The sequence below is a fragment of the Pseudomonas sp. F3-2 genome (assembly GCF_038804275.1).
In the GTDB taxonomy this organism is placed as follows: Bacteria; Pseudomonadota; Gammaproteobacteria; order Pseudomonadales; family Pseudomonadaceae; genus Aquipseudomonas.
Genome location: NZ_CP152388.1, coordinates 2,926,017 through 2,948,736, shown reverse-complemented (window position 1 = coordinate 2,948,736; position 22,720 = coordinate 2,926,017). Strand labels below are relative to the sequence as shown.

Genomic DNA, 22,720 nt, shown 5'->3' with positions numbered 1-22,720 from the left:
GATTGCTGAGAGATTGAGCCAGACTGGGAATGACTCAGATGCCCAGGCATTGCACCGTATTGATCGCGATGTTTCAGAGGGAGGAAATTCGCCTGTAAGGTATGGTGAACGATGTTGCTAAGGGCGGATCGTTCACGTGGAAGCAGTGTCAGGCTGATCCTGAAGGCGTAAATCCGGCTCATCTGTATCATTCATGATTAAGTATTCGAACGGGTGAAGGTTACCGAACCGGTCAAGCAAAAGATTTCGCCCAGTGCCTTGACTGACGATGTTGTGCCGGAGCCACCAGGTCACGAAGGAAGGTGATGCGATTTGTAGCTCTTCGATTAACGAATCGAATTCCGCTTGATCGGGCAAGTAACAGCCAGAGCGGCAGCCATCCAGACACACAATTTAACATAATATACATTATGCGTAACAGCACATAACAGCGCTGGACACACGGGCAGCGCTTTTCAAAAGCTGGCATCGTCCCGAGTCGCTTCCAGGCTGTCACCATGACCAGTCTCTACAAACCCTCGGCCCTCGACTGCTGACTCCTTTGACCCTGTCACGATTATCACAACTTTCTCCTGCTGCTCTCTGTAACTGCGAGCGATCCTTAACCGAACTGGCCGCTGCATAAACACAATCTTCACCAGCCACATTCCCACACTTCGCGTTACGAACCTCAAAGTAATCAGACTGTTCATTCAATCCGCAATCGCTGCATGACCCATTAACTCTGCATAAGCAACCAAGTGATATCTGTGCACATCTCAGATCCGTTGCCTCAGTTTCAATACAAAACCAACACACTGTTCAAACGACCGCCAATGCATCACGAGCCGCAAAAGCCGAGTCAAAAACTCCAACGCTAGAAAAAGCGTTCAGCGTATTTGCCAGCAATAATGACTGGAATCCGCAGGATTACACCTCAACACCTCCCGCCAAACCGCCCGAAACCTCCATAAACAAAGGGGTTGAGCCCTCTAGAGAATCAGCGCTACACTGCAATAGACGCAGACATCCGGCAATCCACCTGCCGCGCGACCATATCGATTATTGCCGTTTGAATATTTGATTCGGCGTATGACGATGTTCCTGAAAAGTATGCCACTGTCCATCAGTGTAATATCCGATAATCATCAGACCCGGATATTGCATTTGGGTCTTTTACAGCGGATCATATCAATCATCTTCACTGTTCATTCAAACGACTCCCATGCCTGCGCCAACTTTTCCGCACCCGTTATTTGAAACCTATTCCCGATTCAGTGAACTCAACTTCAGTTCATTGAAACAGGAGCTGCCTTCCATCACTGACTATCTGGCAGCCTTTCCTACCGAGATTCAGGCCGTTGAAAGTTATCGAGCCGTCAGAAGTTTCCTGAAATCCTACGCCGGCAATGAGTCAACCTTCAATTCCTATCGCACTCACGTCGAGCGGCTTCTGTTGTGGACGTTGATCAAAGCCAGGACTCCCCTGCTTGAGATGCGCCGTACGCATGCCGAGAGTTTTCTGGAGTTCTGCCTCGCTCCGGATCCTGCCTGGATCGGGCCTGTCGTCAAATCCCGCTTTATCCGAGTGGGTGCGCGTAAAAAGATGGCCACGGACACTTACACGCTCAACACCGACTGGCGGCCATTCAATCAGTCGGCGTCGAAGGAAGAACGCAAGCGCGCCGCAGAGGAGAACCGCCCTCTCCTGCAGGAACTGTACAAACCCGCACAAGGCTCGATCGCGCAGGTCTTTGCCGTCTGCGGCAGCTTCTTTCAGCACGCCATCGATGAAGGGTTCTGTGAGCACAATCCATTCAGGGCGGTCAAGCAGAAGAGCAAGTACAAGCAGCGCACAACGGGTGATCAGGACACCCGCATTCTGACCTCGCTGCAATGGGATTTTGTGCTGGAGACCGCTGAACAACTGGCCGGGCAGGATGCCAGGTATGAACGAACGCTGTTCATCGTCGCGACGATTTTCGCCATGTATCTGCGGGTTTCAGACCTGGTCGGACGGGACAACTGGACGCCGAGCATGGGCGATATTCGTCAGGATGGCGCCGGAAACTGGTGGTACCACGTGGTCGGTAAAGGCAACAAAGCCGGGAAAATCAGCGTGCGGGACGACTATGTCGAACACTACCTCAAGCGCTGGCGCACGCACCTGGGGCTGTCTCCCCTGCCCGGCTTCGGGGAATCCACGCCTCTGATCACGACCCGGCAAGGCCGCGCCGGGCTGTCCGACCGACATGTCAGGCTGCTGCTCCAAGAGGTTTTCGACCGCGCTCTGCAGCGAATGCAGGCCGAAGGCTGGTCGGACGAAGACGTCGCACGCTTGCGCGCAGCATCGCTGCACTGGCTGAGGCACACGTCCGCAACGTTTGACGCGCCTCATCGGGACATGAAGGACTTGCAGGTCGACCTGCGCCATAACAGTCTCAGCACGACACAGAACGTCTATTACAACTCCGAAGACGAGAAGCGCGCCTATTCAATAAAACGATTGCCGATGAAAGAACGCATCTGATCAGCGGATCACACGTTCGCGCGAACTGGCCTGGTCCTGGGTAACGCTCATCAGAGCGGTTCCCGCCAGGTCTGGATGAGTCGGCGAGCATAGCCTTTCGCGGCCGCCTATAAATAGAACGGCTCGCTCGATAAAACATTCAAGCCGAGTCTGCGGCTGCGACCGTTTACCCTCCTCCTTATTGCCATAAAAATAAGGATCGACACATGCGACTGGGTTGGTATTCCAATCTGACGTCCACCGAGAAACGTACCTATTGGGCATGTTTCGGCGGATTCACTCTCGACTCGATGGACGCGACCATCTTCGCGCTGATGATGCCGGTGTTGATGACGGTGCTCAGTCTGAGCAAGTCGGACGCTGGTCTTCTGGGCTCCGTTTCACTTATCGGCAGCGCCTTGGGCGGATGGGGTGCCGGTATGCTGGCCGACCGTTACGGCCGGATCAAGGTGATGCAGGGCACGGTGCTCTGGGTGGCGGTCTTCACCTGCATGGGCGCGTTCTGCACCGGATTCTGGAGCTTCTTGCCGGTGCGTTTTCTGCAAGGCATCGGGTACGGCGGTGAAGCAGTCGTCGGTGCGGTGCTGATCAGTGAGGCGATCAAGCCAGCGCTGCGCGGCCGCGTTGCTGCTTCTGTGCAGAGCGGGTATGCCGTGGGCTATGCGATTTCGCTGGCGACCATGCCGGTATTGTTCAACTTCCTGCCGGATGACGTCGCCTGGCGTGCCTTCTTCGCCATCGGCCTGCTTCCCGCCCTGCTGATATGGTTTATCCGCCGCCTGGTGCCTGAGTCGGCCGCATTCAATCAAAGCCGAAAAAGCAGCAAAGGCATCGACCTTAAAGCCATCTTTGCTGCGGAGCACCGTCGAGTCACCCTCATCAGCACTGTGCTCGCCAGCGGCATTTTCGGCGGTGCATACATCATGATCACCTGGTTGCCGACCTACATGCGTACGGTGCTGAACCTGCCCATCGCGTCCACGTCAGGCTATCTGGCGGTGAACATCATCGGCTCGCTGATAGGGCCCTTCGTTTATGGTTTGCTCAGCGACCGGATCGGTCGGGGGCGCGCCTTCATGCTGTTTCTGGTCTGCCAGGCCGTTGTGGTATCGGTCTACATGTTCGCCGACGTTCATCTGAACATCATCCTGGCATTGGGATTACTGCTCGGCGCGTTCCAGGGAGGCCTGGCCTCGGGCCTGCCATTGGCGTTCTCTGAGCTTTATCCCACCCGCATGCGTGCCAACGGCGCCGGATTCTGCACGAGCTTTGGCCGTGGTTTCGGCTCGATCATGCCGGCCGCAGTGGGTTTTGCTTCGGTTCATATGAGCTTGCCAGTGGCGATGGGCTCATTCGCAATAGGCTCGTACCTGATCGGTTTTCTGGCGGCGCTGTGTCTGCCGAATGCGACCGGTGCGGACCTGACGGCGGTGGATGCTGTCTTGGCAGAAACTCCGCACGCTGGCGATGGCATAAATGAAACGTATGGCCGTACCAGTTGAACGCATTTCATCGACATTCACTCATGGAGGCCTGAAATGGCTCGAATCATCGGCGGTCTGGCCGTCTCACATACGCCGACCATCGGCTTTGCCGTCGATCATGACAAACAGGAAGAAGCGGCATGGGCGCCGATATTCGAGAGTTTCAAGCCCATCAGAAACTGGTTGATCGAGCGCAAGCCGGACGTGCTTTTCTACATTTTCAATGACCACGTCACCTCGTTTTTTTTCGACCACTATTCCGCTTTTGCCCTGGGAGTAGATGATCACTATGACGTGGCCGATGAAGGCGGTGGCAAGCGTGACCTTCCGGCCATTGGCGGTCACGCCGCTCTGTCGCGGCACATTGGCAACAGTCTGATGGCTGACGAATTCGACATGTCATTCTTTCGCGACAAACCGGTGGACCATGGCCTGTTTTCGCCCATGTCCGCGCTCATGCCGTTCAAAGAAGGCTGGCCGGTCGACGTCGTCCCGCTGCAAGTGGGCGTGCTGCAGTTCCCGATACCCTCGGCGAAGCGATGCTACAACCTGGGTAAAGCATTGCGCCGAGCCATCGAGAGCTATCCGGAGGACCTGAATGTCGCGATCGTCGCAACCGGCGGCGCATCGCATCAGGTTCACGGCGAACGCTGCGGTTTCAATAACCCTGAATGGGACGCGCAATTCGTCGATCTGCTCGTGAACGATCCCGAGCGCCTGACCGAGATCACCCTGGCCGAATACGCCACGCTGGGCGGCATGGAAGGCTCGGAGGTCATCACTTGGCTCATCATGCGTGGAGCGTTGTCCGCCAACGTCAGCGTCCTGCATCAGGATTACTACTTGCCCTCCATGACCGGGATCGCGACGCTGCTTCTGGAAAATCAGTCTCGCGAAGTGCCCGTGGATGTCCTGCAACGTCACCGCGATCACGTCAATCATCAACTGGCAGGTGTGGAAAAACTGGCGGGCACCTACCCGTTCACGCTGGAGAGAAGTCACAAGGGCTATCGGCTGAACCGGTTCCTGCACAACCTGATCGATCCAGCCTGGCGCGCCCGATTCCTGCAGGCGCCTCAGCCACTTTATGATGCGCATCAATTAACGGAGGAAGAACAGCACTTGCTGCAAACGCGTGACTGGCGGGGTTTGATCCAGTACGGCGTCATTTTCTTTCTGCTGGAAAAACTCGGGGCTGTCGTCGGCGTTTCCAATCTGCATATCTATTCGGCGATGAAAGGAATGACACTGGAAGAGTTCCAGGAAACCCGCAACCAGCAGGTCACGTACTCGGTGGCAGGAAAGCAGGCCGACACAACCGCTTAATCGCCGTCCAGAACTTCTTGCGTCACTTCGCGGATTTTCTTGATCAGCGCTTCTGCGGCCGGGGAATGCAGACCGTTGGTTCGGTATATGAGGCCGATCGCGCGGTGAGTGTCCTGCAACGGCAGATCCAGCCGTTGCAGTTCACCAGAAGCGATCTCGTACTCCAGCTGGTGTTCGGAAACGATCGCCAGCATGTCCGAACGCATGAGCAGCCCTCTGATAATCGCCATATCACCTGTCTCGACGACAGGCTCTGGCGCTTTTCGGCCCAACGCTGCGAAATGGCTGTCCAGCAACAGCCTGGCCGGCGTGTCAGCACGCGGCAATACCCATCTTGCGCCGGCCAGATCATCCAGGCTGACCGGCCGGTCCAGCCAGGGGTGCCCACGGCCGGCGAGGATCACCATTTCCTCGGTCACCAGCTTTTCTCCATGCAGGTCGCTGGCGTAATCCTGCCCTCGCAGCGCGCCGAACACGAAATCCACATCGCCGGCGCGTAACTCCAGTGCCAGCAAATTGAACGGGCTTTCGTTGGTGGCGATCCGCACACCAGGATGGTCGGCCAGCAGCCGAACGAAAGCCTGCGGCAGAATGCGCGTGCGTCCCAAAGGCAGCGCGCCCACTGTGACCAGGCCTTGCAGCGAGCCCTTGATGCTGGCCACATCAGCCCGGATGTGGCGCAGATCGTTCAAGGCGCGGCGTATCGGATAGAGGATTTCAGTGCTGGCCCGTGTCGGCCGCAGGCCTCGGGCGGTTCTTTCGAACAACGATTTACCGGCGCCGTTTTCGAGCATCTTCAGTGCAGCGCTGATGGCCGGCTGCGTGAGATTGAATGAGCGCGCTACCGTCTGCATGTGCTGCGTTTCGCACAGCTTCACGAATATCTGCAAACGGCGGGTATTGAGAAGGTAAAGCGGCTCATGAGGCGCGTGGCCGATCAACGTCGGGATCGACTCCAGCTCCGCCATGACCCTTCGCGCACGCGGCAAGATGGCTTTGCCGTAGGGCGTGAGCAGCATGCCGCTGGCGTGCCGTTCAAAAAGCGGCACCGTGAGGCTCTGCTCCAGGTCGCGAATCGCGCGGGTGACGACCGACTGGGCACGCAGCAGCCCGTCGCAAGCCCGTGACACGCTGCCCTCGTCGGCGATGCGGATAAAAGCGCGAATCTGCATCAGGTGTGGAAGAGCTGTTTCCGGCATCGCCGCCTCGCGTCTGGACAGGACCCCATAAACAAAACGTATGGGCATGCCAGCCTTACGCATTAGTCCGCTCTTGGCAAGCCTGTCAGCATCGAGTGACGTCAATAAGGGAGCCTGCCCGTCATGAGTCATCCACTGCAAAAATCCGCGCTGGTTGTCAGCGCCCACTCCGCCGACTTCGTCTGGCGCGCCGGGGGCGCCATCGCGCTGCACGCCTCACAAGGTTATGCGGTGCACATCGTGTGCTTGTCGTTCGGCGAACGCGGGGAGTCAGCCAAGCTCTGGCGCAAAGGCGCCGAGATGACAGAAAACAAGGTCAAAGCCGCCCGGCGGGATGAAGCGCAAGCGGCAGCCGACATCCTTGGCGCGACCGTCGAGTTCTTCGACATCGGCGACTATCCGATGCGAGCCGACACAGACACCCTCTTCCGTCTGGCCGATGTATTTCGCAAGGTCCAGCCCGAGTTCGTCCTGAGCCACTCGCTCAAAGACCCATACAACTACGACCATCCACTGGCGATCCATCTGACCCAGGAAGCGCGGATCATTGCCCAGGCCGAGGGGTACAGGCCCGGCGAGAAAATCGTCGGCGCGCCTCCGGTCTACAGCTTCGAGCCGCACCAGCCGGAGCAATGCGAGTGGAAACCCGACGTGTTGCTGGACATCACGTCGGTGTGGGACAAAAAATACGCAGCGATCCAGTGCATGGCCGGCCAGGAGCACCTGTGGGAGTACTACACCCGGGTGGCTTTGCAGCGCGGCGTTCAGGCCAAGCGCAACATCGGCATCACCGCCAGCAAGGACATCATTTACGGCGAGGGCTATCAAAGTATCTTCCCACGCGTAACGGAGAATCTGGGATGAGCAACCTGACAGGCAAGACCGGCATCGCTGTGCGGAACATCGAGCGCGCCGATCCCGCCCTTATCGATGAACTGACCCGCTATGGCGTGGCCACGGTGCATGAAGCGCAGGGACGCAAGGGCCTGCTCGCGTGCGATATCCGGCCGGTTCAGCGGGATATCGCCATGAGTGGATCGGCCGTGACGGTGCTGGTCGCTCCCGGCGATAACTGGATGTTCCATGTCGCCGTCGAGCTGTGCCAACCGGGCGATGTTCTGGTGGTGGCGCCGAGCTCCCCTTGCACTGACGGTTTCTTCGGAGACCTGCTTGCGACCTCGCTCCAGGCGCGCGGCGTCCGCGGTCTGATCATCGACGCAGGCGTTCGCGACACCCGGACATTGCGTGAAATGGGCTTTCACGTCTGGTCCCGCGCCATTCACGCTCAGGGCACGATCAAGGAGACGTTGGGATCGGTAAACATCCCGGTGATCTGCGCCGGGCAACTGGTCAATCCGGGCGACGTGGTCCTCGCCGACGACGACGGAGTGGTGGTCGTACGCCGCGAAGAGCTGCCGCACGTCATCGACAGCAGCCGCAAACGGGCCGATCTCGAAGAGCAAAAACGCCTGCGTCTGGCCGCGGGTGAACTCGGTCTGGATATCTACAACATGCGCGGGAGGCTTGCCGAGAAAGGCCTGCGCTATGTCGACCGTGTCGAGCAACTGGAGGACTGATGGATGGTGCACGCCCGTATTCCCTGCCTGCTCATCCGCGGTGGCACGTCCAAAGGCGCTTATTTCCTGGCCGAAGACTTGCCTAGTGACGCTTCGTCGCGCGACCGTGTGCTGCTGGCTGCCATGGGATCTCCCGACGTGCGTCAGATCGATGGAATCGGCGGCGCGGACTCACTGACCAGCAAAGTGGCGATCATCCGGCGCTCCAGTCGACCGGGCGTGGATGTCGATTATCTGTTCGCCCAGGTGGCGGTCGCTGAAGCACGGGTCGATTACGGGCAGAACTGCGGCAACATTCTGGCTGGCGTCGGCCCGTTCGTCATTGAGCGTGGGCTGGTCGCCATCCAGGGGGCGCACACCTCGGTGCGGATTTTCATGGAGAACACTCGCCAGACCGCAACCGCGATCATCCAGACGCCGGACAACGCGGTGAACTACGACGGCGACACCAGGATCGACGGCGTTCCGGGGACTGCAGCCCCGGTCATTATTGAATTCGATGACATTGCCGGCTCCAGTTGCGGCGCCCTGCTCCCCACCGGCAACGTCGTCGATCGACTGGATGGCGTGGACGTCACCTGCATCGATAACGGCATGCCGGTGGTGCTGATCCGTGCGACCGATCTGGGCTGTAGCGGGTACGAAAGCGTTGCATCTCTGGATGCTGACGCTGAACTGAAAGGTCGCATCGAGGCCATTCGGCTCGAGGCGGGTGCGCGGATGAATCTGGGTGATGTCACTGACCGCACAGTGCCGAAAATGGTGCTGATATCGCCTCCTGTCGCTGGCGGATCGATCAGCAGTCGCAGTTTCATCCCTCATAAATGCCATGTGTCTATCGGCGTTTTCGCCGCCGTCAGCGTCGCGTCCGCCTGCCTCATCCAGGGCACTGTCGCTGCCGGAATCGCCCACGCCACCGGTCAGGATGAACAGCACCTGTCGGTCGAGCACCCAACGGGCGAATTCAGCGTGCGTCTGCGCCTGGATAACGGCCGGCTCGCAAGCTGCGGTCTGGTGCGAACGGCCCGCTTATTGTTCGATGGCCACGTGTTTGTTCGCCGGTCGGCGTTCGACCTGCCGCAGCAGTGATCCAGCCAGGATCACCCTTCGCCACGCAATGCCGCGATCACCAGACGCACCGCCAGTGACGACTGGCGTCGGCTCGCGTAATAGGCATGGTGGCCGGTGAAAGTCGGCGACCAGTCTTCAAGGACCCGGCGCAGGTGGCCGGCCTGCACGTCAGGCTCGACCAGCGCCTTGGGCAGATACGCCAGGCCGAAGCCTTTTTTCGCCGCGTCGAGCATCTGATACGCATTGTTGAACACCAGTTGCCCGCTCACCTTCACCTCGATTTGCTTGCGCCCCTTGTGCAGTTCCCAGGCCATCAGCGTGTCGCGAGTGAGCAGTCGAAGGTTGATGCAGTTGTGCGCGGTCAGGTCGTGTGGCGTTTGCGGCGCCGGCCTGTCGCGCAGGTAGGAAGGCGCGCCCACCACGGACATGGTTTCGTCAGGCGCGATACGCACTGCAATCATGTCCTTTTCCACCTGATCACCCAGTCGCACACCGACGTCGTAACGCTCGGCGACGATGTTGGTCAGGCTGTAATCATTGATCAGCTCGACACGTAACTCAGGGTACTCATTTAGCAACGATTGAAGCCTGGGCCAGACGTACTGATTGGCGGCGTAGTCGGTGGCCGAAATTCTCACCGTGCCGACAGGCCGTTCGCGCAGCTCGGCGACGGCCTGCAGTTCTGCGGCAATTTCATCAAGCCTGGGGCCGATCGAATCCAGAAGACGCTGGCCCGCTTCGGTCGCCGAGACGCTGCGCGTGGTCCGGGTGAGCAACAGCAGGCCCAATTCCTGCTCCAGCGCCGTGACCGTGCGGCTCAGCGAGGATTGCGAAACGCCCAGTCGGGCGGCTGCCCGGGTGAAGCTCTGCTCGCGTGCAACGGTCAGCAGTGCGACCAGATTATTCAGATCGGGGATGTTCATTTATCCACCCATGCATAAGTGTATGCACATTTTGCCATCTAGTGCTCGAGTTGCCCACGCCGTACTGTGGCTCTATCGGTTTCACCTCATACAGGTCCGGCGATCGGACCGTACCGTCTTCATTTAAAAAGGAGCACTCATGACAGCCACAGCCCAGACCATCGTTCGCAGTGGAACCAAAGCGTCCGTGAAAGGACCCGAGGCGTGGTTCACCGGCAACGTCCGGATCGACAACGCCTTTCAGCTCGAAGCGCCGGGCCGGGCGACAGGCGCTGTCGTCACTTTCGAACCCTCGGCACGCTCGCACTGGCATGCCCACCCTGCCGGACAAGTGCTGGTGGTGCTGACAGGCGTAGGCTGGACTCAATGCGAAGGCGGGCCGCGGACCGAAATCCGTGCCGGCGACGTCATCACCTGCGCGTGCGACAAGCGTCACTGGCACGGCGCGGCGGCCACCACCGCGATGTCGCACTTCGCGGTGACGGAGACCATCGACGGCAAAAACACCGACTGGATGGAAGCGGTGACGGATGAACAGTACCTGGCCGGTGAGCTCGTCACCGACTGAAAAGCTCAAGGCGCCGGCGGCGGCTGACTGGCCCACGCGCGCACCGCGTCGGCGAACAGGCGCAAGGCCAGCGGTGGATGGCGATTGGCGGGATAGTACAGGCAGACACCCGGATAGACCGGGCCCCACTCGGGGAGCAGATGCACAAGGCGTCCTTGCTCGAGCAGGTCAGCGACCTGCGCCAGCGGCACCCAGGCGATGCCGATACCGCCCAGCGCGGCCTCGACCATCACGTTGATGTTGTCCAGAGTCAGCGGCCCGTCGGCGTCGAAACTGGTGGTCTGCCCCAGGTACTCGAAGTCCCAGCGGAACACTGCGCCGCTGGCGAAGCGAAAGCGGATGCAACGGTGTGCCTTGAGGTCGTGGGGCACCTGCGGCGGCGGATGGTCGCGCAGGTACTCCGGTGAGGCGACCGCAGCAAAGCGGATGTCCTGACCGAAGCGGATCGCAATCATGTCTTTGGGCACGTCATCGAACACCCGCACGCCGGCATCGAAGCCATCGCCCACGATGTCCACCAGCCGGCTGTCGGCGACGAACTCAATGTGAATCTGCGGGTACTGCTTGAGGAAGCCCGGCACGACGTGACGCACCAGCAATTTGATCGAGGACTCGGACGCGCTGATCTTGATCGAGCCTGACGGCATGTTGCGCGTTGAGGTGACTTCATTGACCACCTCGGCCAACTCGTGGAGCAGCGGTCGCACGCCTTTGAGCAATTGCTCGCCAGCCTCGGTCAGCGCCACCGAGCGCGTGGTGCGATTGAACAGGCGCATTTCCAGCCGCGCTTCGAGATTGCGCATGGCATGACTGAGCGCTGAGGGCGATACACCCAGCAGGCGAGCGGCGCCGGTAAAACTGTGGTTTTCCGCGATAGCGATGAAGGCGGTCAGTTCGGGCAGATCAGCACGAATCATTGGTGAATATTCCTCATCGGGTCATGCAGCGCTCGCTGGATTGTTGAGCATCGTACATCAACTTAAGGTGCATATAACCCCGAAACAGGAGACCACACATGCAACATCGCGCACTCGGCAACACGGGACTCGACGTATCGGCCATCGGCCTTGGCTGTATGGGCATGAGCTTCGCGTACGGCCCCGCCATGGAACGATCGGCGGCTATCCGCCTGATCCGCGCCGCGTTTGAACAAGGCGTGACATTTTTCGACAGCGCTGAAGCCTATGGGCCTTTCACCAACGAAGCCTTGCTCGGTGAAGCACTGGCGCCGTTTCGCGATCAGGTTGTGATCGCCACCAAATTCGGCTTCAAGAACGGCGAGGTGCCACAAGGCCTCGACAGCCGTCCGGAGAACATTCGCGCAGTCGCCGAGGCCTCGCTGAAACGCCTGAAGACGGACCGCATCGACCTGTTTTATCAGCACCGGGTCGACCCTGGCGTGCCAATGGAAGACGTTGCCGGTACCGTCAAAGACCTGATCGCCGAGGGCAAGGTCAAGCACTTCGGGCTTTCCGAGGCCGGTGTCGACTCGATCCGCCGCGCCCACGCCGTGCAACCGGTGGCGGCGCTGCAGAGCGAATACTCGTTGTGGTGGCGTGAACCGGAAAAGCAAATCCTGCCGCTGCTGGATGAACTGGGCATCGGCTTCGTGCCCTTCAGTCCGCTCGGCAAGGGCTTTCTCACTGGCGCCATCGATGCCAGCACCACTTTTGCTCAAGACGACTTCCGTCATGTCGTGCCGCGTTTCAGCGAAGAGAATCGCAAGGCCAACGCCGGGCTGGTCGAGGTGCTGGGCACGCTGGCAGACGGCAAGGGGGCGACACGCGCTCAGATCGCCATCGCCTGGCTGTTGGCGCAAAAACCCTGGATTGTCCCGATCCCCGGCACGACCAAGTTGCACCGTCTGGAGGAAAACAACGGCGCGGCGGCCATCGATCTGACGGCGACGGATCTGCATGCCATTGAATCTGCGCTCAAGGCCATCGATGTCGTCGGCGACCGTTATCCGGCGCATCTTCAGCAAAACGTGAACCGCTGACACCTGTGGCGGGCGCCGCCCTCTTCCACGCGAAGGGCGCCCGCCGATCCATCTCTCATTCACGCGCTATCGGCGCGTGCTGCGCGCCATAAAGGAACGACGCTCATGAAACGAATGACCACTGCCCTGGCGACTGTGTTCTTTTCCGCGCTGGTCGGCGCCGAAGAAGGCAAGCCGCGCCCTGATCCCAAGCCCTCTCCGGACGTCCTCGAGGTCACGCCGCAGCTGTACGCTTACACCACTGAGCTGCTGTTCGGCGAAGTGTGGAAGCGTCCGGCGCTGGTGCCGCGTGATCGCAGTCTGATCACCATGGCCGCGCTGGTCGCCAGTGGCCAGACTGCGCAAATGACCGGGCACATCAGACTGGCGCTGGACAACGGCGTAAAGCCCAGTGAAATCGGCGCGCTGATCACCCACCTGGCGTTCTACAGCGGATGGCCGAACGCGATGTCGGCCGTCGGCGTTGCCCGGCAGGTGTTTGCCGAACGCGGCCTGGATCCTGCGCAGATCACCCCTCCCCCCAGCGAACCGCTGCAATTGGACGCACAGAGCGAAACCAGACGCCGGGCTGCGGTTGACGAGGCAACAGGCAGCACCGCGCCTGAACTGGCCCGATACACCAATGACGTGCTGTTCGGCGATCTGTGGCGCCGGACGGACCTCGCGCCGCGAGACCGAAGCCTGATCACCGTCGCGGCGTTGATCAGTCAGAATCAGTCCGCGCAGCTGACCTTTCACCTCAACCGTGCGATGGACAACGGCCTGACCCGCGAACAGGCCGGTGAAGTGGTCACCCACCTGGCGTTTTATGTGGGCTGGCCGAAAGCGATGTCAGCGGTGCCCGTGCTCAAAGAGGTGTTCGCCTCGCGCGGCGCGACCTGATCGGGCACGCGGCGGCCGCTGACCCGGTCGCTATTGCTTGCTCTTCAACTTCTCGTAAGCCAGTCGCATGTCTCTCGCCCAGCCGTCGAGCACCGGCTTGACGTCGTCCAGCGTCAGTTGTGCCTTGTCGTTTTCCAGCGATTTGCCACTGCCCTTGCGCACCACCTGCGCCAGCACACTGTTGGTGTCCGAATCCAGGAAAGCCGCTTCCGTGGCAATTTCCACGCTCTGGTCGCGCCCACCCGCGGCGGTGTTGACAGCCGCCGCCACCAGCGCGATCGGCACGACCTCATAAGGTTTCAGCCCCTCGCTATGGGTGGAGACCGCAGTGATGGCCGGCCGAACGATGAGCGTCTCGGGACCGGGGCCTTGCGCCAGGGTCATGTTCTGCCCCAGCTCGCGGCGCAGAGCGGTGTCGAAGTAGCCGGTGATCGACTGCAGCGTCTGCGCCGAGATCACCGCCGTGGGCTGTGGTTTGGGGTAAAACTGGCTCGGCTCGATGTATACGCGGGTGTATTTCTCAAGTTTCACGTCCGGATCGATCCAGCGCATGACAGGTGCACCGCTGGCACTTTCGGTGGGCTTGAGACGGCTGTAATCCTTGAGGAATCCGGAATACTGACTGGGATCGACGCGGGCGCTGGAGCACCCGTTCAACGCGAAAGTGGCACAGCAAAACAGCGTGACGAGCAACGGCGTTTTCATCGCGTGACTCCCTGTTCGGGTGTTGTTATGAGGCTGCTGTGGCCTGCGGGGCGCGTGATGTCGAGTCAGGCGGCGCGACCATTGGGGTGCCGCTCAAGCATAGACGCAGAATGCGCATCGCCAGTGTTCGACTCACCTCTGCGTGACTGATCGAGTTGAGCAGACCGTAGCACCCCGATCAGGTCTGGCGAGTCAGATAAGCCGTCGATTCAATTTGAAAGCGCCGACATGCGGGGCGTAGGTGCCTGTCACCAGTTGCGTTACCCGTTCGGCACTGGCGCAGGCCAGCGTCCATCCCAATGCGCCATGGCCGGTATTGACGAACAGGTTTTCGATCGGCGTCGCGTCGATATACGGCAGGCCATCCACCGTCATCGGGCGCATGCCGCACCAGGCATTGACCTCGGCCGGCAGACTGATCTGCGGGTACAGGTTGCGCAATGCCTGTTTCAGATTGGCCACCCGCGACGCCCGAAGCGTGCGGTCATTGCCTGCGAACTCCACCGTGCCGGCCACTCGCAGCCGGTCGCCCAGCGGCGTGACGCAAATGTGCTCGTGGTCATCGACGATAGGCCGCGTCGGCGCGACACCCACTTCATCGCGATTGAGCGTGAGCGAGTAACCCTTGACCGGTGCCACCGAGATCTTCACGCCGCACGGTGCAAGCAGCGCCGGCGACGCCGCCCCGCCACACACGATGACCCGCTCGGCCTCGATACGCCCGTGAGCAAGCTTCACCCCGGTGATTTTACCGTTCCTGACCTCCAGGCCGGTGACCTCGCTGCCGTATTCGAAGCGCACGCCCTGATCCGCCGCGACTCTGGCGATTTCGCGGGTGAACAGGTGCGCATCGCCCCAGCAGTCGTTTTCCAGCCAGAGTCCCACTTCGATGCTCGACTCGATCGGTAGCAGCGAGGGTTCAAGCGTGACGCACGCCAGGCGGTCGAGCCGTCTGACGCGAGCGCCCATGCGCTCGAGCAGCGCGGCGAACGACTCGGCGCTGGCCCGTGCGCCGGGTCCTTTGAAAATCTCCAGAAACCCGCCTCGGCCCAGGTCGAAATTCAGTGAGTCGCGAGTCAGCAACGTGTTCATCAGACCCAGGCTGTGTTGCCCGAAACGGGTCAGCGTGTTGGCCGTGTCACGGTATTTGCTGTCGCGACAGTTGGCCAGAAATCTGAGCCCCCAGCTTCCCAGCGAAGGGATCGCCGAGGGACGCAGCAGCAGCGGCGCATCTTCACGCCCCAGCCACTTGAGCATTTGCAGCGGCGTGCCCGGGGATGACCAGGGCAGCGCGCTGTTGGCCGCCAACAGACCACCATTGGCAAAACTGGTCTGCATACCGGGCTCGGGCTGGCTGTCCAACACAGTGACCGACAAACCTTCGCGAGCGAGGAAATACGCAGTCGTGGCGCCGATGACGCCAGCACCGATGATGATCGTGGCGGGCATGGTTTTACTGTTCCAGGTAGGCGTTGGCGATGATTTCGATTTTTGCGCCCGGCACCATCAGGTCGGCGATGATCGTCGCCCGGTTAGGAAAAGGCGTGCTGAAGAAGGTGCGATACACCTCGTTCATGCCTTCGAAATACGCCTTGTCGGTGAGGATGACCTGCAGCTGGGTGTAATCGTCCATGGTGCCGCCAGCGGCCTCGATGGTCTGCCTGAGGTTGCGCAGGGTCAACTCGGTCTGGGTGGCGATCTCGCCGGTTTCGATGCTGCCGTCGGCGTAGATCGGGATGCTGGCGGTGTAGAGGGTCTTGCCGCCCACGGTCGCCCATTCCACGGGTGCGGATCCGTCTGGCAGTCCGGTTTTGATCACTTTACGCATGATGACTCCTGTTGAGGTTGAGGACTTGCTTGGGTTGATCATCTGGAGGTCTTGCGCTCCAGCATTCGTACAGCGAGCGACAGCGGGAAGCACAGCACGAAGTACATGGCGCCCACGATCAGATAGGTTTCCAGCGGCATGAAGTAGACGGAGCTGAGGTCCTGCGCGCGCAGCATCAGGTCCGGCGTGGCGATCAATGACGCAACCGAGGTGTCCTTGAGCAGCGAAATCGCCACGTTGCCGATCGGCGCCAGCACCACGCGGATGGCCTGCGGCAGCACCACCCAGCGCATGGTTTTGAAGCGCGTCATGCCGATGGTCTGCGCGGCTTCGTATTGCCCCTTCGGCACCGCCTCGATGCCGGCGCGATAGACTTCGCTCAGGTAGGCCGATGCATTGAGGCCGAGGCCGATCATTGCCGCCTGGAACGAGCTGAATTCGATGCCGACTGCCGTCAGGCCGAAATACAGAATGAACAGCTGCACCAGCGCCGGAGTGCCGCGAAACAGCTCGACATACGCGGTGGCCAGGCGCCGCACGTGGCGCGCCCGGCTCATGCGCAGCAACGCCACAAGCAGGCCGACTGCAAGCCCGATCGCCAGGGCACCGAGTGCCAGTTGCAGGGTCGACCAGGCCGCGGCCAGCAGTTCTTCGCGACAGGCTTGCCAGAGTTCGTAATACGTCATGTCAATGACCTCCGCGCAGTCGGGATTCAGCGCGATGGCCCATGCGCGCCAGCACCAGGCTCAATACCAGATAGATGACAGCGACCATCAGGTAAATCAGGTTGGTCTGGTAGGTCTCGCTGACCAGCATGCGCGCTTTGAACGCCAGCTCCGGCACGGCGGCGGCCGACGCGAGGGAGGTGTCCTTGAGCAGGCTGATGGCGAAGTTGGCCATGCCAGGCAGCGCCACTTTGATGGCCTGAGGCAAGACGATGATGCGCAGCGCCATGCGCCGGGTCATGCCGATGGCCGATGCCGCCTCTGCCTGTTCCCTGTCCACATTGTTGATGGCCGAGCGAAACACTTCGCAGAGGATCGCGGCGCCGTTGAGGCCGAAACCGATGATCGCCGCCACCGTCGCCGGGAGTGTCAGCCCCAGGTGCGTGAGTCCGAAATACAAAATGAATAACTGCGTCAGAATCGGCACATTGCGAAACAGCTCCAGATAAAGGCTGGCCAGCGATCGCAGCCACACGCGCCGAGACAAACGCATCAGGGCGAGGACGAAGCCCAGCAGCAGCGCCACGGCAAACGATGCGACGGTCAGCCCCACGGTGCTGAGCGCGCCCAGTCCCAGGACTTTGAGAAAATAGGGAAACAACTGCGCGGCGTGTTCCAGCTCACTGATGACCACCATCGATCAGCGCTCCTGAACAGCGCGCAGGAACGCGCGCGTGCGCTCCACCTGGCTGTCACGGAAGACCTGCTGCGGCGAGCCTTGCTCGACGATCCGGCCGTCGGCCATGAACACCACCTGATCGGAGACCTGCTCGGCAAAGCGCATCTCGTGGGTGACGATGATCATCGTCATGCCCTCCTCGGCCAGTTGATGCATCACCCCAAGCACTTCGCCGACCAGTTCCGGATCCAGCGCCGAGGTGGCCTCATCGAACAGCATCAGCTTGGGTTTCATCGCCAGTGCCCGGGCGATGGCCACGCGTTGCTGCTGGCCGCCGGACAACTGATCCGGAAACGCCTGCTCTTTGCCGTGCAAGCCCACTTTGGCCAACAGCGCCCTCGCCTGCTCGGCCACTTCGGCGGCCTGGCGCCCCTGCACCTTGAGCGGGCCAAGCATGATGTTCTGCAGAACCGTCAAGTGAGCGAACAGGTTGAAACGCTGGAACACCATGCCGATGCTGCCGCGCATACGCGCCAGCTCGGCATCGCGCAACGGCACCCTGCGCGCGCCCATCTGGCGCTGGCCCATGAGCTGGTTATCGACGTAGATGTCGCCCGCAGTGGGTTCCTCCAGGTAGTTGATGCAGCGCAGTAACGTGGTCTTGCCCGAGCCACTGGGCCCGATCAGCGAAACCTTTTGCCCCGGCATGACGTTCAAATCGATGCCCTTGAGCACTTCGATGCGGCCGAAAGACTTGTGCAGCGCCTGAATACGCACGAGCGGCTGCTCCGCCGGCGTGGCAGGTGGTGTGTACGACATAGGAAAACCCTTTGGCGAGAACCGGAAAGCGACAACCAGGCCTGAGTAATCAGGCGAATGACTGGCTGAAATCCCGCGGCTGATGCTTGAACGGGCCAAGGACGTTGCCCTGCTCGTCGCGGTCGACGCCCAGGCGCGGATCCATAGCCGTCGGCACCAGATAGTCAGGGTTCTTGATGCCGTAGCGGGCCAGGATCGGGGCGATCTGTCCGGTGGACTTGAGCCAGCGAACGCCCTGGTTGATTGCGTCGAACAAATCCTGATTCTGCGGGTAGACGCCCCAGATCGCCTGAAACTTGCCCGTCAGGTTCGGATAACGCTCATCGAAGCCGATGGGAATCTGTTTGAGCTTCATGTCCGGGTTCTGCAGGATCATGTAGTCGATCGTCGGCGCATCGAGTACCGCGAAATCCAGACGCCCGGCCACGACGTCGCGAATGCATGCATCCGAGTTGTCGTAGAGCTTGACCTCTTTCACCCCCGGAATCTTCTTCATGTCCGGCACCACCGAATAGCCGGTGTTGCTGCCCAGCGTGCGGCCCTTCAGATCGTCGGCGCTGATGCTGCCGGTGAAAGGCTCGCTGTCACGCATGATGATGTACGCCCCGGTGTAGAAAACGGGATCGGTCAACAGGAGGATTTTCGAGCGCATCGGGTTCCAGGCGAAATTGCCGCCGAACCAGTCAGCGCGCCCGGAGCGCACGGCCTCGATCACCGCCGGGAAGCCCATCGGAAGGATGTCCAGTTTCAGCTCCAGGCGGTCGGCGATCAGCTTCAACATCTCAAGGTCGGTGCCCACCGGCTGCCCGTCGCGCACGGCACCCAGCGGCATGTCGCCCATGCACGCGGCGGTCAGGTAACCGGGACGTATGGTTTTGATCGGCGCACCCGCTGCGAATGCCATCGGCATCTGCCCCAGCATCCCGCCCGCCATGCAGGCCAGCGCACCGTAGCCGGAAGCCTTGAGCAAGGCACGACGGGAAAGGCCACGCTGGAGGAATTTCGAATCTGTAGTCATGAGTCACCTACCGCGAAAAATTGATGGACTGGCTTGTACCGTCGATGACGGCCGCAAACTTCGAACAACGGTTGGGCAGAGTGAAAGGTGACGCCGGGGCTGATCTGTTTTTGTGTTGGCGAGATCGAATCTATAAGCGATTTTGCATAAATGCAAATATTTTTCTCTGTTGAGAAGTTTTGCTGAAAAATGCAAAATCCCTGCCTGACCCGCTGGCGCCCTGCCATCCCGTGAATCCGGACGCATTTCCATGACCGACAAATCCCGCGCTGATGCCTTGTCCCCGATACGGGTCGTGGCCCCGGCAATAGCACCGCTTGAGAGCACGAAGGCGCTGGCCGAGCCTATGCATGAGCCCGGGCCAATGATTGCCATGCAGCGCAAACGCCTGAAATGGTCGCTGACCAAGCTGGCGGAAAAGTCCAACGTGTCGATTTCCACCATCTCGCGGATCGAGAACGGCCTGATTTCACCTACGTATGCGGTCCTTGCGCGTCTGTGCGAAGCGCTGGACATACGCTGGGCCGACATGCTCGGTAACGAAGAACAGCGGTTCGCCAAAGGCTGCCGGGTGGTCAATCGCGCGGGCAGCGGCGTCATGCACAACACCGCACGTGGCGTCTACGAGTGGCTGGGCGCGGACCTGGCAACCAAGAGCATGGAGCCCACCATCGTCGACGCCATTCCGGACACCGGTCTGCGCACGCTGGAGGGGCACGAAGGAGAAGAATTTCTGCTGGTGCTCGAGGGCAGCATCGTGTTTTTCATGCAGGATTATTCGCCGCTGCACATGAGCCAGGGCGACAGCGTGTACTTCGACGGGTCCATTCCGCACGCCTACTACGCCGCCACTCAGCCCGCCCGTTTCCTGAGCATCGTGTCGCGCAACCGCAGTTGACGCACGAACGCTGCGGCGGTCAGTCGCTTATCGCGGATGCCGGTATTCACGCGGGGTGACGCCCGAGTGGCGCTTGAACACCTGGGCAAAATGGCTCGGGCTGGCATAGCCGACTTCCAGCGCGACCTGCAGAATGCTCAGGTCCGATTCCAGCAGCAGTTGCCGGGCGGTCTCCATGCGCAGGTGGATGAAGTACCGGGACGGACTCCGCCCGGTCGCCTTGCTGAAGAGGCGACTGAAGTGTGAAACGCTCATGCTCGCCTGCGATGCCAGCCGGCCCAGGTCGAAGGCCTTGTCCAGCCCATCACGCATCGTTTCGATCGCCCGGTGCAGCTTGTACGCGGGTAACGCATTGGCTCGGCTGAACGGCTCACCATCATCGCTGTAGCATCGCACCAGATGCACGGCCAGCGCCTGGCCGATGCTCTCCAGATACAACACGCTGGCTCTGGGCTTCGAGGTTATTTCCTGAAACAGGGATCTCACCAGGCGGGCCAATAGCTCATCGCGCCCACCCGACACCTCCCGCAGGCGCACGGTGCCATGTCCGATGGAAAACACGTCGCGTGCAGCAAGGTCCAGCAGCCGCTGGCTGAGGTAGACATGCACCACCTCAAAACCTGCCTCATGCTCGGTCTGCCAGCGCATCTCGTAAGGCTCCGGCGACATCGTCAGAAAGAAGTCATCGGCGGCAACCGCCGTGGCCGTCCACGCCTCGTCGATCGCACGTTCCTGCACCTGCGCAGCGCCCGACAGGACCAGCACCAGCAGCGGTTCCGCGACCGCCGGAACGGTCAGTGTCTGGCCGACGCTGCGATGCCTGAACAGCTGAACCTGGACCTGCGATTCCAGCTGTTCGCCGACAGGATGATGCGCACCGGTAGGCATGTAAGCAGGCATGTTCCGCGCAGAGATGCGCGCGGGTTGATAGGCATCGGGGGCCGAATCGGGTTTTTCCATGACGTCGGGTCTGTGGTCGGGCGCTGGAGAACGATCCGCACAGCGTAGCCAGTGTCGGCAAAGAAAAGCAAAACCCCGACAGTCTGGCGCCAACCCGTCAGACGCCGGTAGCCGAACGGCGCAAGGTGGACGTGTCGACGGCAGCCAGCCTGCTGCCGCGCATTCACACGGGAGAAAGAGATGACTGCAGATACACGTGAATTCGAAGGTCAAGTGGCACTGATCACGGGCGCCGCCAGTGGTATCGGCCGCGCCGTCGCCCTGATGCTGCACGCACGCGGGGCCCAGGTGATCGCTGAAGACATCAGCCCGACGGTCGAGCAACTGGCACGACCGGGGCTGGTTCCGCTGGTGGCCGACATCGCCCGGGATGGCGCGGCCGAGGCCGCGGTCGCAGCGGCCATTACGCATTTCGGCCGGCTGGATATCCTGGTCAACAACGCCGGCATCATCATCAACAAATGCGTGGTGGACATGACCCGCGACGACTGGGAGCGGATTCAGGCAGTGAACACCACCGCCGCATTTCTGCACGCCCGGGAAGCGGTGAAGGTGATGACGCCGAATCGGCGCGGGGCCATCGTCAACATCGCATCCTATGCGGCGTATCAGGCCTTTCCGACAATTGCCGCCTACGCCGCCTCCAAGGGAGCGCTTGCCCAGTTGACGCGGGCGTTGGCGCTGGAGGTCATTGATCACGGCATTCGTGTCAATGCCGTCGGTTCCGGCGACGTGATCACCAACATCCTCAACGAGGTGGTCGATGACGGCCCTGAGTTTCTGGCGCAACACGGGGCGAACACGCCGATCAAGCGCGCCGCTCAACCGGAGGAAATTGCCGAAGTCGTTGCCTTCCTGGCCTCCCCGCGAGCGTCCTACATCGTCGGTGCGGTGGTCATGGCAGACGGCGGCATGAGCGTGCCGGCTGGGGCCTGAGCGGACCGGGGCACGCGACGTTTCGCAAGCTTCAAGCGGCGGTCGTCGGAATCAGCCCCGATTCGCGATAACTGTCGATCAGTTCGTCGAACACGGCAATGTCCAGACGCGCCCGAGCAATCAACTGCGCCCCGGCGACCGCGCTGTAGATGGCGCGGGCGCGACGTTCACTGCCGGGCTGGTCGAACCCGGCCGTGGCCAGCACCTGCGCCAGCCAGTCCACATTGGTGTCGGCGAATGCCAGCACCTGTTCCTTGACCTCGTCGGGCAAATCCTCTTGCTCGGCCGCCATGAAACTGGACAGACACAGGCGGTTGCCGTCCTCCAGCGACGTGCGGAAGATCGAGGGGTAGCGCGCCAGGCATTCAAACGGATCTTCGGTGGACGCGCGAATGCCTTGCAGCACTTGCGCTGTGTCCTGCCAATAGCGCGCCGCGACGGCTGCGCCAAGCTCGGCCTTGCTCGCGAAGTGGTAGTAGATGCTCGCGTTCTTCACGCCAACCGCTTCGCCGATGCTGCGAAAATTTATACCTGCATAACCATGCAACTGCGCAGCGGTTTTCGCGGCGTCGAGAATCGCTTCACGGGCGTTCTTGCTCACGTTTCTGTCCTCATTTGCCAGCCAAAGCCCGATTCTACGCGGGAAACAATCTACCTGCCAACTGACAGGCAGG

Annotated in this window: 23 protein-coding genes; 11 read left to right on the top strand and 12 right to left on the bottom strand. The window is 60.9% G+C overall.

The window, feature by feature from the left end:
* The first annotated feature begins 1,204 nt into the window (after positions 1 to 1,204).
* The 3 genes from AAGQ88_RS13485 to AAGQ88_RS13475 all read left to right on the top strand — a co-directional run bounded on the left by AAGQ88_RS13485 (position 1,205) and on the right by AAGQ88_RS13475 (position 5,319).
* Positions 1,205 to 2,509: a site-specific integrase gene (locus AAGQ88_RS13485; protein WP_342655686.1), complete on the top strand. Its 1,305-nt coding sequence runs from the start codon at positions 1,205 to 1,207 to the stop codon at positions 2,507 to 2,509.
* 206 nt (positions 2,510 to 2,715) lie between these two features.
* On the top strand, positions 2,716 to 4,011 hold the full coding sequence (locus AAGQ88_RS13480) for an MFS transporter (protein ID WP_342655685.1): 1,296 nt from the start codon (positions 2,716 to 2,718) through the stop codon (positions 4,009 to 4,011).
* Between the two features lie 36 nt (positions 4,012 to 4,047).
* Complete coding sequence (locus tag AAGQ88_RS13475) at positions 4,048 to 5,319, top strand: gallate dioxygenase (protein WP_342655684.1); 1,272 nt, start codon at positions 4,048 to 4,050, stop codon at positions 5,317 to 5,319.
* On the opposite strand, the gene AAGQ88_RS13470 is transcribed toward AAGQ88_RS13475, so the two are convergent.
* Positions 5,316 to 6,518, bottom strand: coding sequence for a LysR family transcriptional regulator (locus tag AAGQ88_RS13470; RefSeq protein ID WP_342655683.1), 1,203 nt, complete (start codon positions 6,516 to 6,518; stop codon positions 5,316 to 5,318). The two genes, AAGQ88_RS13475 and AAGQ88_RS13470, sit on opposite strands and share 4 nt — an antisense overlap.
* 123 nt (positions 6,519 to 6,641) lie before the next feature.
* On the opposite strand from AAGQ88_RS13470, the gene galB reads away from it, so the two are divergent.
* From galB to AAGQ88_RS13455, 3 genes are read left to right on the top strand one after another with little or no spacing between them, the layout of a single operon-like run.
* Complete coding sequence (gene galB / locus AAGQ88_RS13465; protein WP_285423761.1) at positions 6,642 to 7,382, top strand: 4-oxalmesaconate hydratase; 741 nt, start codon at positions 6,642 to 6,644, stop codon at positions 7,380 to 7,382.
* The gene (locus AAGQ88_RS13460; RefSeq protein WP_342655682.1) at positions 7,379 to 8,095 is read left to right on the top strand and encodes a 4-carboxy-4-hydroxy-2-oxoadipate aldolase/oxaloacetate decarboxylase; all 717 of its coding nucleotides are present in this window, start codon (positions 7,379 to 7,381) and stop codon (positions 8,093 to 8,095) included. The genes galB and AAGQ88_RS13460 overlap by 4 nt, the downstream gene beginning before the upstream one ends.
* Before the next feature lie 3 nt (positions 8,096 to 8,098).
* Positions 8,099 to 9,184 (top strand): 4-oxalomesaconate tautomerase, encoded by a 1,086-nt coding sequence (locus tag AAGQ88_RS13455; RefSeq protein ID WP_342655681.1) that lies wholly within the window; start codon positions 8,099 to 8,101, stop codon positions 9,182 to 9,184.
* Between the two features lie 11 nt (positions 9,185 to 9,195).
* Here the strand turns inward: AAGQ88_RS13455 and AAGQ88_RS13450 are convergent, their stop codons facing one another.
* Positions 9,196 to 10,089 carry a LysR substrate-binding domain-containing protein gene (locus AAGQ88_RS13450; protein WP_342655680.1) on the bottom strand — a complete coding sequence of 298 codons (894 nt, stop codon included), beginning with the start codon at positions 10,087 to 10,089 and terminating at the stop codon, positions 9,196 to 9,198.
* Positions 10,090 to 10,228: 139 nt separating this feature from the next.
* Between AAGQ88_RS13450 and AAGQ88_RS13445 the strand changes: the two genes are divergently transcribed.
* Positions 10,229 to 10,657: a cupin domain-containing protein gene (locus AAGQ88_RS13445; RefSeq protein WP_342655679.1), complete on the top strand. Its 429-nt coding sequence runs from the start codon at positions 10,229 to 10,231 to the stop codon at positions 10,655 to 10,657.
* 5 nt (positions 10,658 to 10,662) lie between these two features.
* Here the strand turns inward: AAGQ88_RS13445 and AAGQ88_RS13440 are convergent, their stop codons facing one another.
* On the bottom strand, positions 10,663 to 11,574 hold the full coding sequence (locus AAGQ88_RS13440; RefSeq protein ID WP_342655678.1) for a LysR family transcriptional regulator: 912 nt from the start codon (positions 11,572 to 11,574) through the stop codon (positions 10,663 to 10,665).
* 98 nt (positions 11,575 to 11,672) lie between these two features.
* On the opposite strand from AAGQ88_RS13440, the gene AAGQ88_RS13435 reads away from it, so the two are divergent.
* Both AAGQ88_RS13435 and AAGQ88_RS13430 read left to right on the top strand, forming a co-directional pair.
* Positions 11,673 to 12,656 carry an aldo/keto reductase gene (locus AAGQ88_RS13435; RefSeq protein WP_342655677.1) on the top strand — a complete coding sequence of 328 codons (984 nt, stop codon included), beginning with the start codon at positions 11,673 to 11,675 and terminating at the stop codon, positions 12,654 to 12,656.
* 105 nt (positions 12,657 to 12,761) lie between these two features.
* Complete coding sequence (locus AAGQ88_RS13430; protein ID WP_342655676.1) at positions 12,762 to 13,538, top strand: carboxymuconolactone decarboxylase family protein; 777 nt, start codon at positions 12,762 to 12,764, stop codon at positions 13,536 to 13,538.
* Between the two features lie 30 nt (positions 13,539 to 13,568).
* On the opposite strand, the gene AAGQ88_RS13425 is transcribed toward AAGQ88_RS13430, so the two are convergent.
* The 7 genes from AAGQ88_RS13425 to AAGQ88_RS13395 all read right to left on the bottom strand — a co-directional run bounded on the left by AAGQ88_RS13425 (position 13,569) and on the right by AAGQ88_RS13395 (position 19,252).
* Entirely contained in the window at positions 13,569 to 14,243 is a 675-nt protein-coding gene (locus tag AAGQ88_RS13425; RefSeq protein WP_342655675.1) for a DUF3313 domain-containing protein, read from the bottom strand.
* Between the two features lie 192 nt (positions 14,244 to 14,435).
* Complete coding sequence (locus tag AAGQ88_RS13420; RefSeq protein WP_342655674.1) at positions 14,436 to 15,692, bottom strand: D-amino acid dehydrogenase; 1,257 nt, start codon at positions 15,690 to 15,692, stop codon at positions 14,436 to 14,438.
* A gap of 4 nt (positions 15,693 to 15,696) precedes the next feature.
* On the bottom strand, positions 15,697 to 16,071 hold the full coding sequence (locus AAGQ88_RS13415) for a RidA family protein (RefSeq protein WP_342655673.1): 375 nt from the start codon (positions 16,069 to 16,071) through the stop codon (positions 15,697 to 15,699).
* Positions 16,072 to 16,109: 38 nt separating this feature from the next.
* Positions 16,110 to 16,757: an amino acid ABC transporter permease gene (locus AAGQ88_RS13410; RefSeq protein WP_342655672.1), complete on the bottom strand. Its 648-nt coding sequence runs from the start codon at positions 16,755 to 16,757 to the stop codon at positions 16,110 to 16,112.
* 1 nt (position 16,758) lies between these two features.
* Positions 16,759 to 17,433, bottom strand: a complete 675-nt coding sequence (locus AAGQ88_RS13405; protein ID WP_342655671.1) for an amino acid ABC transporter permease — start codon at positions 17,431 to 17,433, stop codon at positions 16,759 to 16,761.
* A gap of 3 nt (positions 17,434 to 17,436) precedes the next feature.
* A complete protein-coding gene (locus AAGQ88_RS13400) occupies positions 17,437 to 18,234 on the bottom strand; it encodes an amino acid ABC transporter ATP-binding protein (protein WP_342655670.1) in 798 nt (265 codons plus the stop codon).
* A gap of 49 nt (positions 18,235 to 18,283) precedes the next feature.
* A complete protein-coding gene (locus AAGQ88_RS13395; protein ID WP_342655669.1) occupies positions 18,284 to 19,252 on the bottom strand; it encodes a transporter substrate-binding domain-containing protein in 969 nt (322 codons plus the stop codon).
* Positions 19,253 to 19,502: 250 nt separating this feature from the next.
* Here AAGQ88_RS13395 and AAGQ88_RS13390 point away from each other — a divergent pair, with 250 nt between their 5' ends.
* On the top strand, positions 19,503 to 20,150 hold the full coding sequence (locus AAGQ88_RS13390; RefSeq protein ID WP_342655668.1) for an XRE family transcriptional regulator: 648 nt from the start codon (positions 19,503 to 19,505) through the stop codon (positions 20,148 to 20,150).
* Positions 20,151 to 20,177: 27 nt separating this feature from the next.
* Here AAGQ88_RS13390 and AAGQ88_RS13385 read toward each other — a convergent pair whose 3' ends face one another.
* On the bottom strand, positions 20,178 to 21,110 hold the full coding sequence (locus AAGQ88_RS13385; protein WP_342655667.1) for a helix-turn-helix transcriptional regulator: 933 nt from the start codon (positions 21,108 to 21,110) through the stop codon (positions 20,178 to 20,180).
* A gap of 180 nt (positions 21,111 to 21,290) precedes the next feature.
* On the opposite strand from AAGQ88_RS13385, the gene AAGQ88_RS13380 reads away from it, so the two are divergent.
* Entirely contained in the window at positions 21,291 to 22,046 is a 756-nt protein-coding gene (locus tag AAGQ88_RS13380) for an SDR family oxidoreductase (protein WP_342655666.1), read from the top strand.
* 31 nt (positions 22,047 to 22,077) lie between these two features.
* Here the strand turns inward: AAGQ88_RS13380 and AAGQ88_RS13375 are convergent, their stop codons facing one another.
* On the bottom strand, positions 22,078 to 22,647 hold the full coding sequence (locus AAGQ88_RS13375) for a TetR/AcrR family transcriptional regulator (RefSeq protein WP_342655665.1): 570 nt from the start codon (positions 22,645 to 22,647) through the stop codon (positions 22,078 to 22,080).
* Positions 22,648 to 22,720: the final 73 nt, after the last annotated feature.

Bases quoted from the DNA above. Each gene is read 5' to 3' on its own strand.
- AAGQ88_RS13485 (WP_342655686.1), top strand. From the start codon at position 1,205: ATGCCTGCGCCAACTTTTCCGCACCCGTTATTTGAAACCTATTCCCGA.
- AAGQ88_RS13480 (WP_342655685.1), top strand. From the start codon at position 2,716: ATGCGACTGGGTTGGTATTCCAATCTGACGTCCACCGAGAAACGTACC.
- AAGQ88_RS13475 (WP_342655684.1), top strand. From the start codon at position 4,048: ATGGCTCGAATCATCGGCGGTCTGGCCGTCTCACATACGCCGACCATC.
- AAGQ88_RS13470 (WP_342655683.1), bottom strand. From the start codon at position 6,518: ATGCCGGAAACAGCTCTTCCACACCTGATGCAGATTCGCGCTTTTATC.
- galB (WP_285423761.1), top strand. From the start codon at position 6,642: ATGAGTCATCCACTGCAAAAATCCGCGCTGGTTGTCAGCGCCCACTCC.
- AAGQ88_RS13460 (WP_342655682.1), top strand. From the start codon at position 7,379: ATGAGCAACCTGACAGGCAAGACCGGCATCGCTGTGCGGAACATCGAG.
- AAGQ88_RS13455 (WP_342655681.1), top strand. From the start codon at position 8,099: ATGGTGCACGCCCGTATTCCCTGCCTGCTCATCCGCGGTGGCACGTCC.
- AAGQ88_RS13450 (WP_342655680.1), bottom strand. From the start codon at position 10,089: ATGAACATCCCCGATCTGAATAATCTGGTCGCACTGCTGACCGTTGCA.
- AAGQ88_RS13445 (WP_342655679.1), top strand. From the start codon at position 10,229: ATGACAGCCACAGCCCAGACCATCGTTCGCAGTGGAACCAAAGCGTCC.
- AAGQ88_RS13440 (WP_342655678.1), bottom strand. From the start codon at position 11,574: ATGATTCGTGCTGATCTGCCCGAACTGACCGCCTTCATCGCTATCGCG.
- AAGQ88_RS13435 (WP_342655677.1), top strand. From the start codon at position 11,673: ATGCAACATCGCGCACTCGGCAACACGGGACTCGACGTATCGGCCATC.
- AAGQ88_RS13430 (WP_342655676.1), top strand. From the start codon at position 12,762: ATGAAACGAATGACCACTGCCCTGGCGACTGTGTTCTTTTCCGCGCTG.
- AAGQ88_RS13425 (WP_342655675.1), bottom strand. From the start codon at position 14,243: ATGAAAACGCCGTTGCTCGTCACGCTGTTTTGCTGTGCCACTTTCGCG.
- AAGQ88_RS13420 (WP_342655674.1), bottom strand. From the start codon at position 15,692: ATGCCCGCCACGATCATCATCGGTGCTGGCGTCATCGGCGCCACGACT.
- AAGQ88_RS13415 (WP_342655673.1), bottom strand. From the start codon at position 16,071: ATGCGTAAAGTGATCAAAACCGGACTGCCAGACGGATCCGCACCCGTG.
- AAGQ88_RS13410 (WP_342655672.1), bottom strand. From the start codon at position 16,757: ATGACGTATTACGAACTCTGGCAAGCCTGTCGCGAAGAACTGCTGGCC.
- AAGQ88_RS13405 (WP_342655671.1), bottom strand. From the start codon at position 17,433: ATGGTGGTCATCAGTGAGCTGGAACACGCCGCGCAGTTGTTTCCCTAT.
- AAGQ88_RS13400 (WP_342655670.1), bottom strand. From the start codon at position 18,234: ATGTCGTACACACCACCTGCCACGCCGGCGGAGCAGCCGCTCGTGCGT.
- AAGQ88_RS13395 (WP_342655669.1), bottom strand. From the start codon at position 19,252: ATGACTACAGATTCGAAATTCCTCCAGCGTGGCCTTTCCCGTCGTGCC.
- AAGQ88_RS13390 (WP_342655668.1), top strand. From the start codon at position 19,503: ATGACCGACAAATCCCGCGCTGATGCCTTGTCCCCGATACGGGTCGTG.
- AAGQ88_RS13385 (WP_342655667.1), bottom strand. From the start codon at position 21,110: ATGGAAAAACCCGATTCGGCCCCCGATGCCTATCAACCCGCGCGCATC.
- AAGQ88_RS13380 (WP_342655666.1), top strand. From the start codon at position 21,291: ATGACTGCAGATACACGTGAATTCGAAGGTCAAGTGGCACTGATCACG.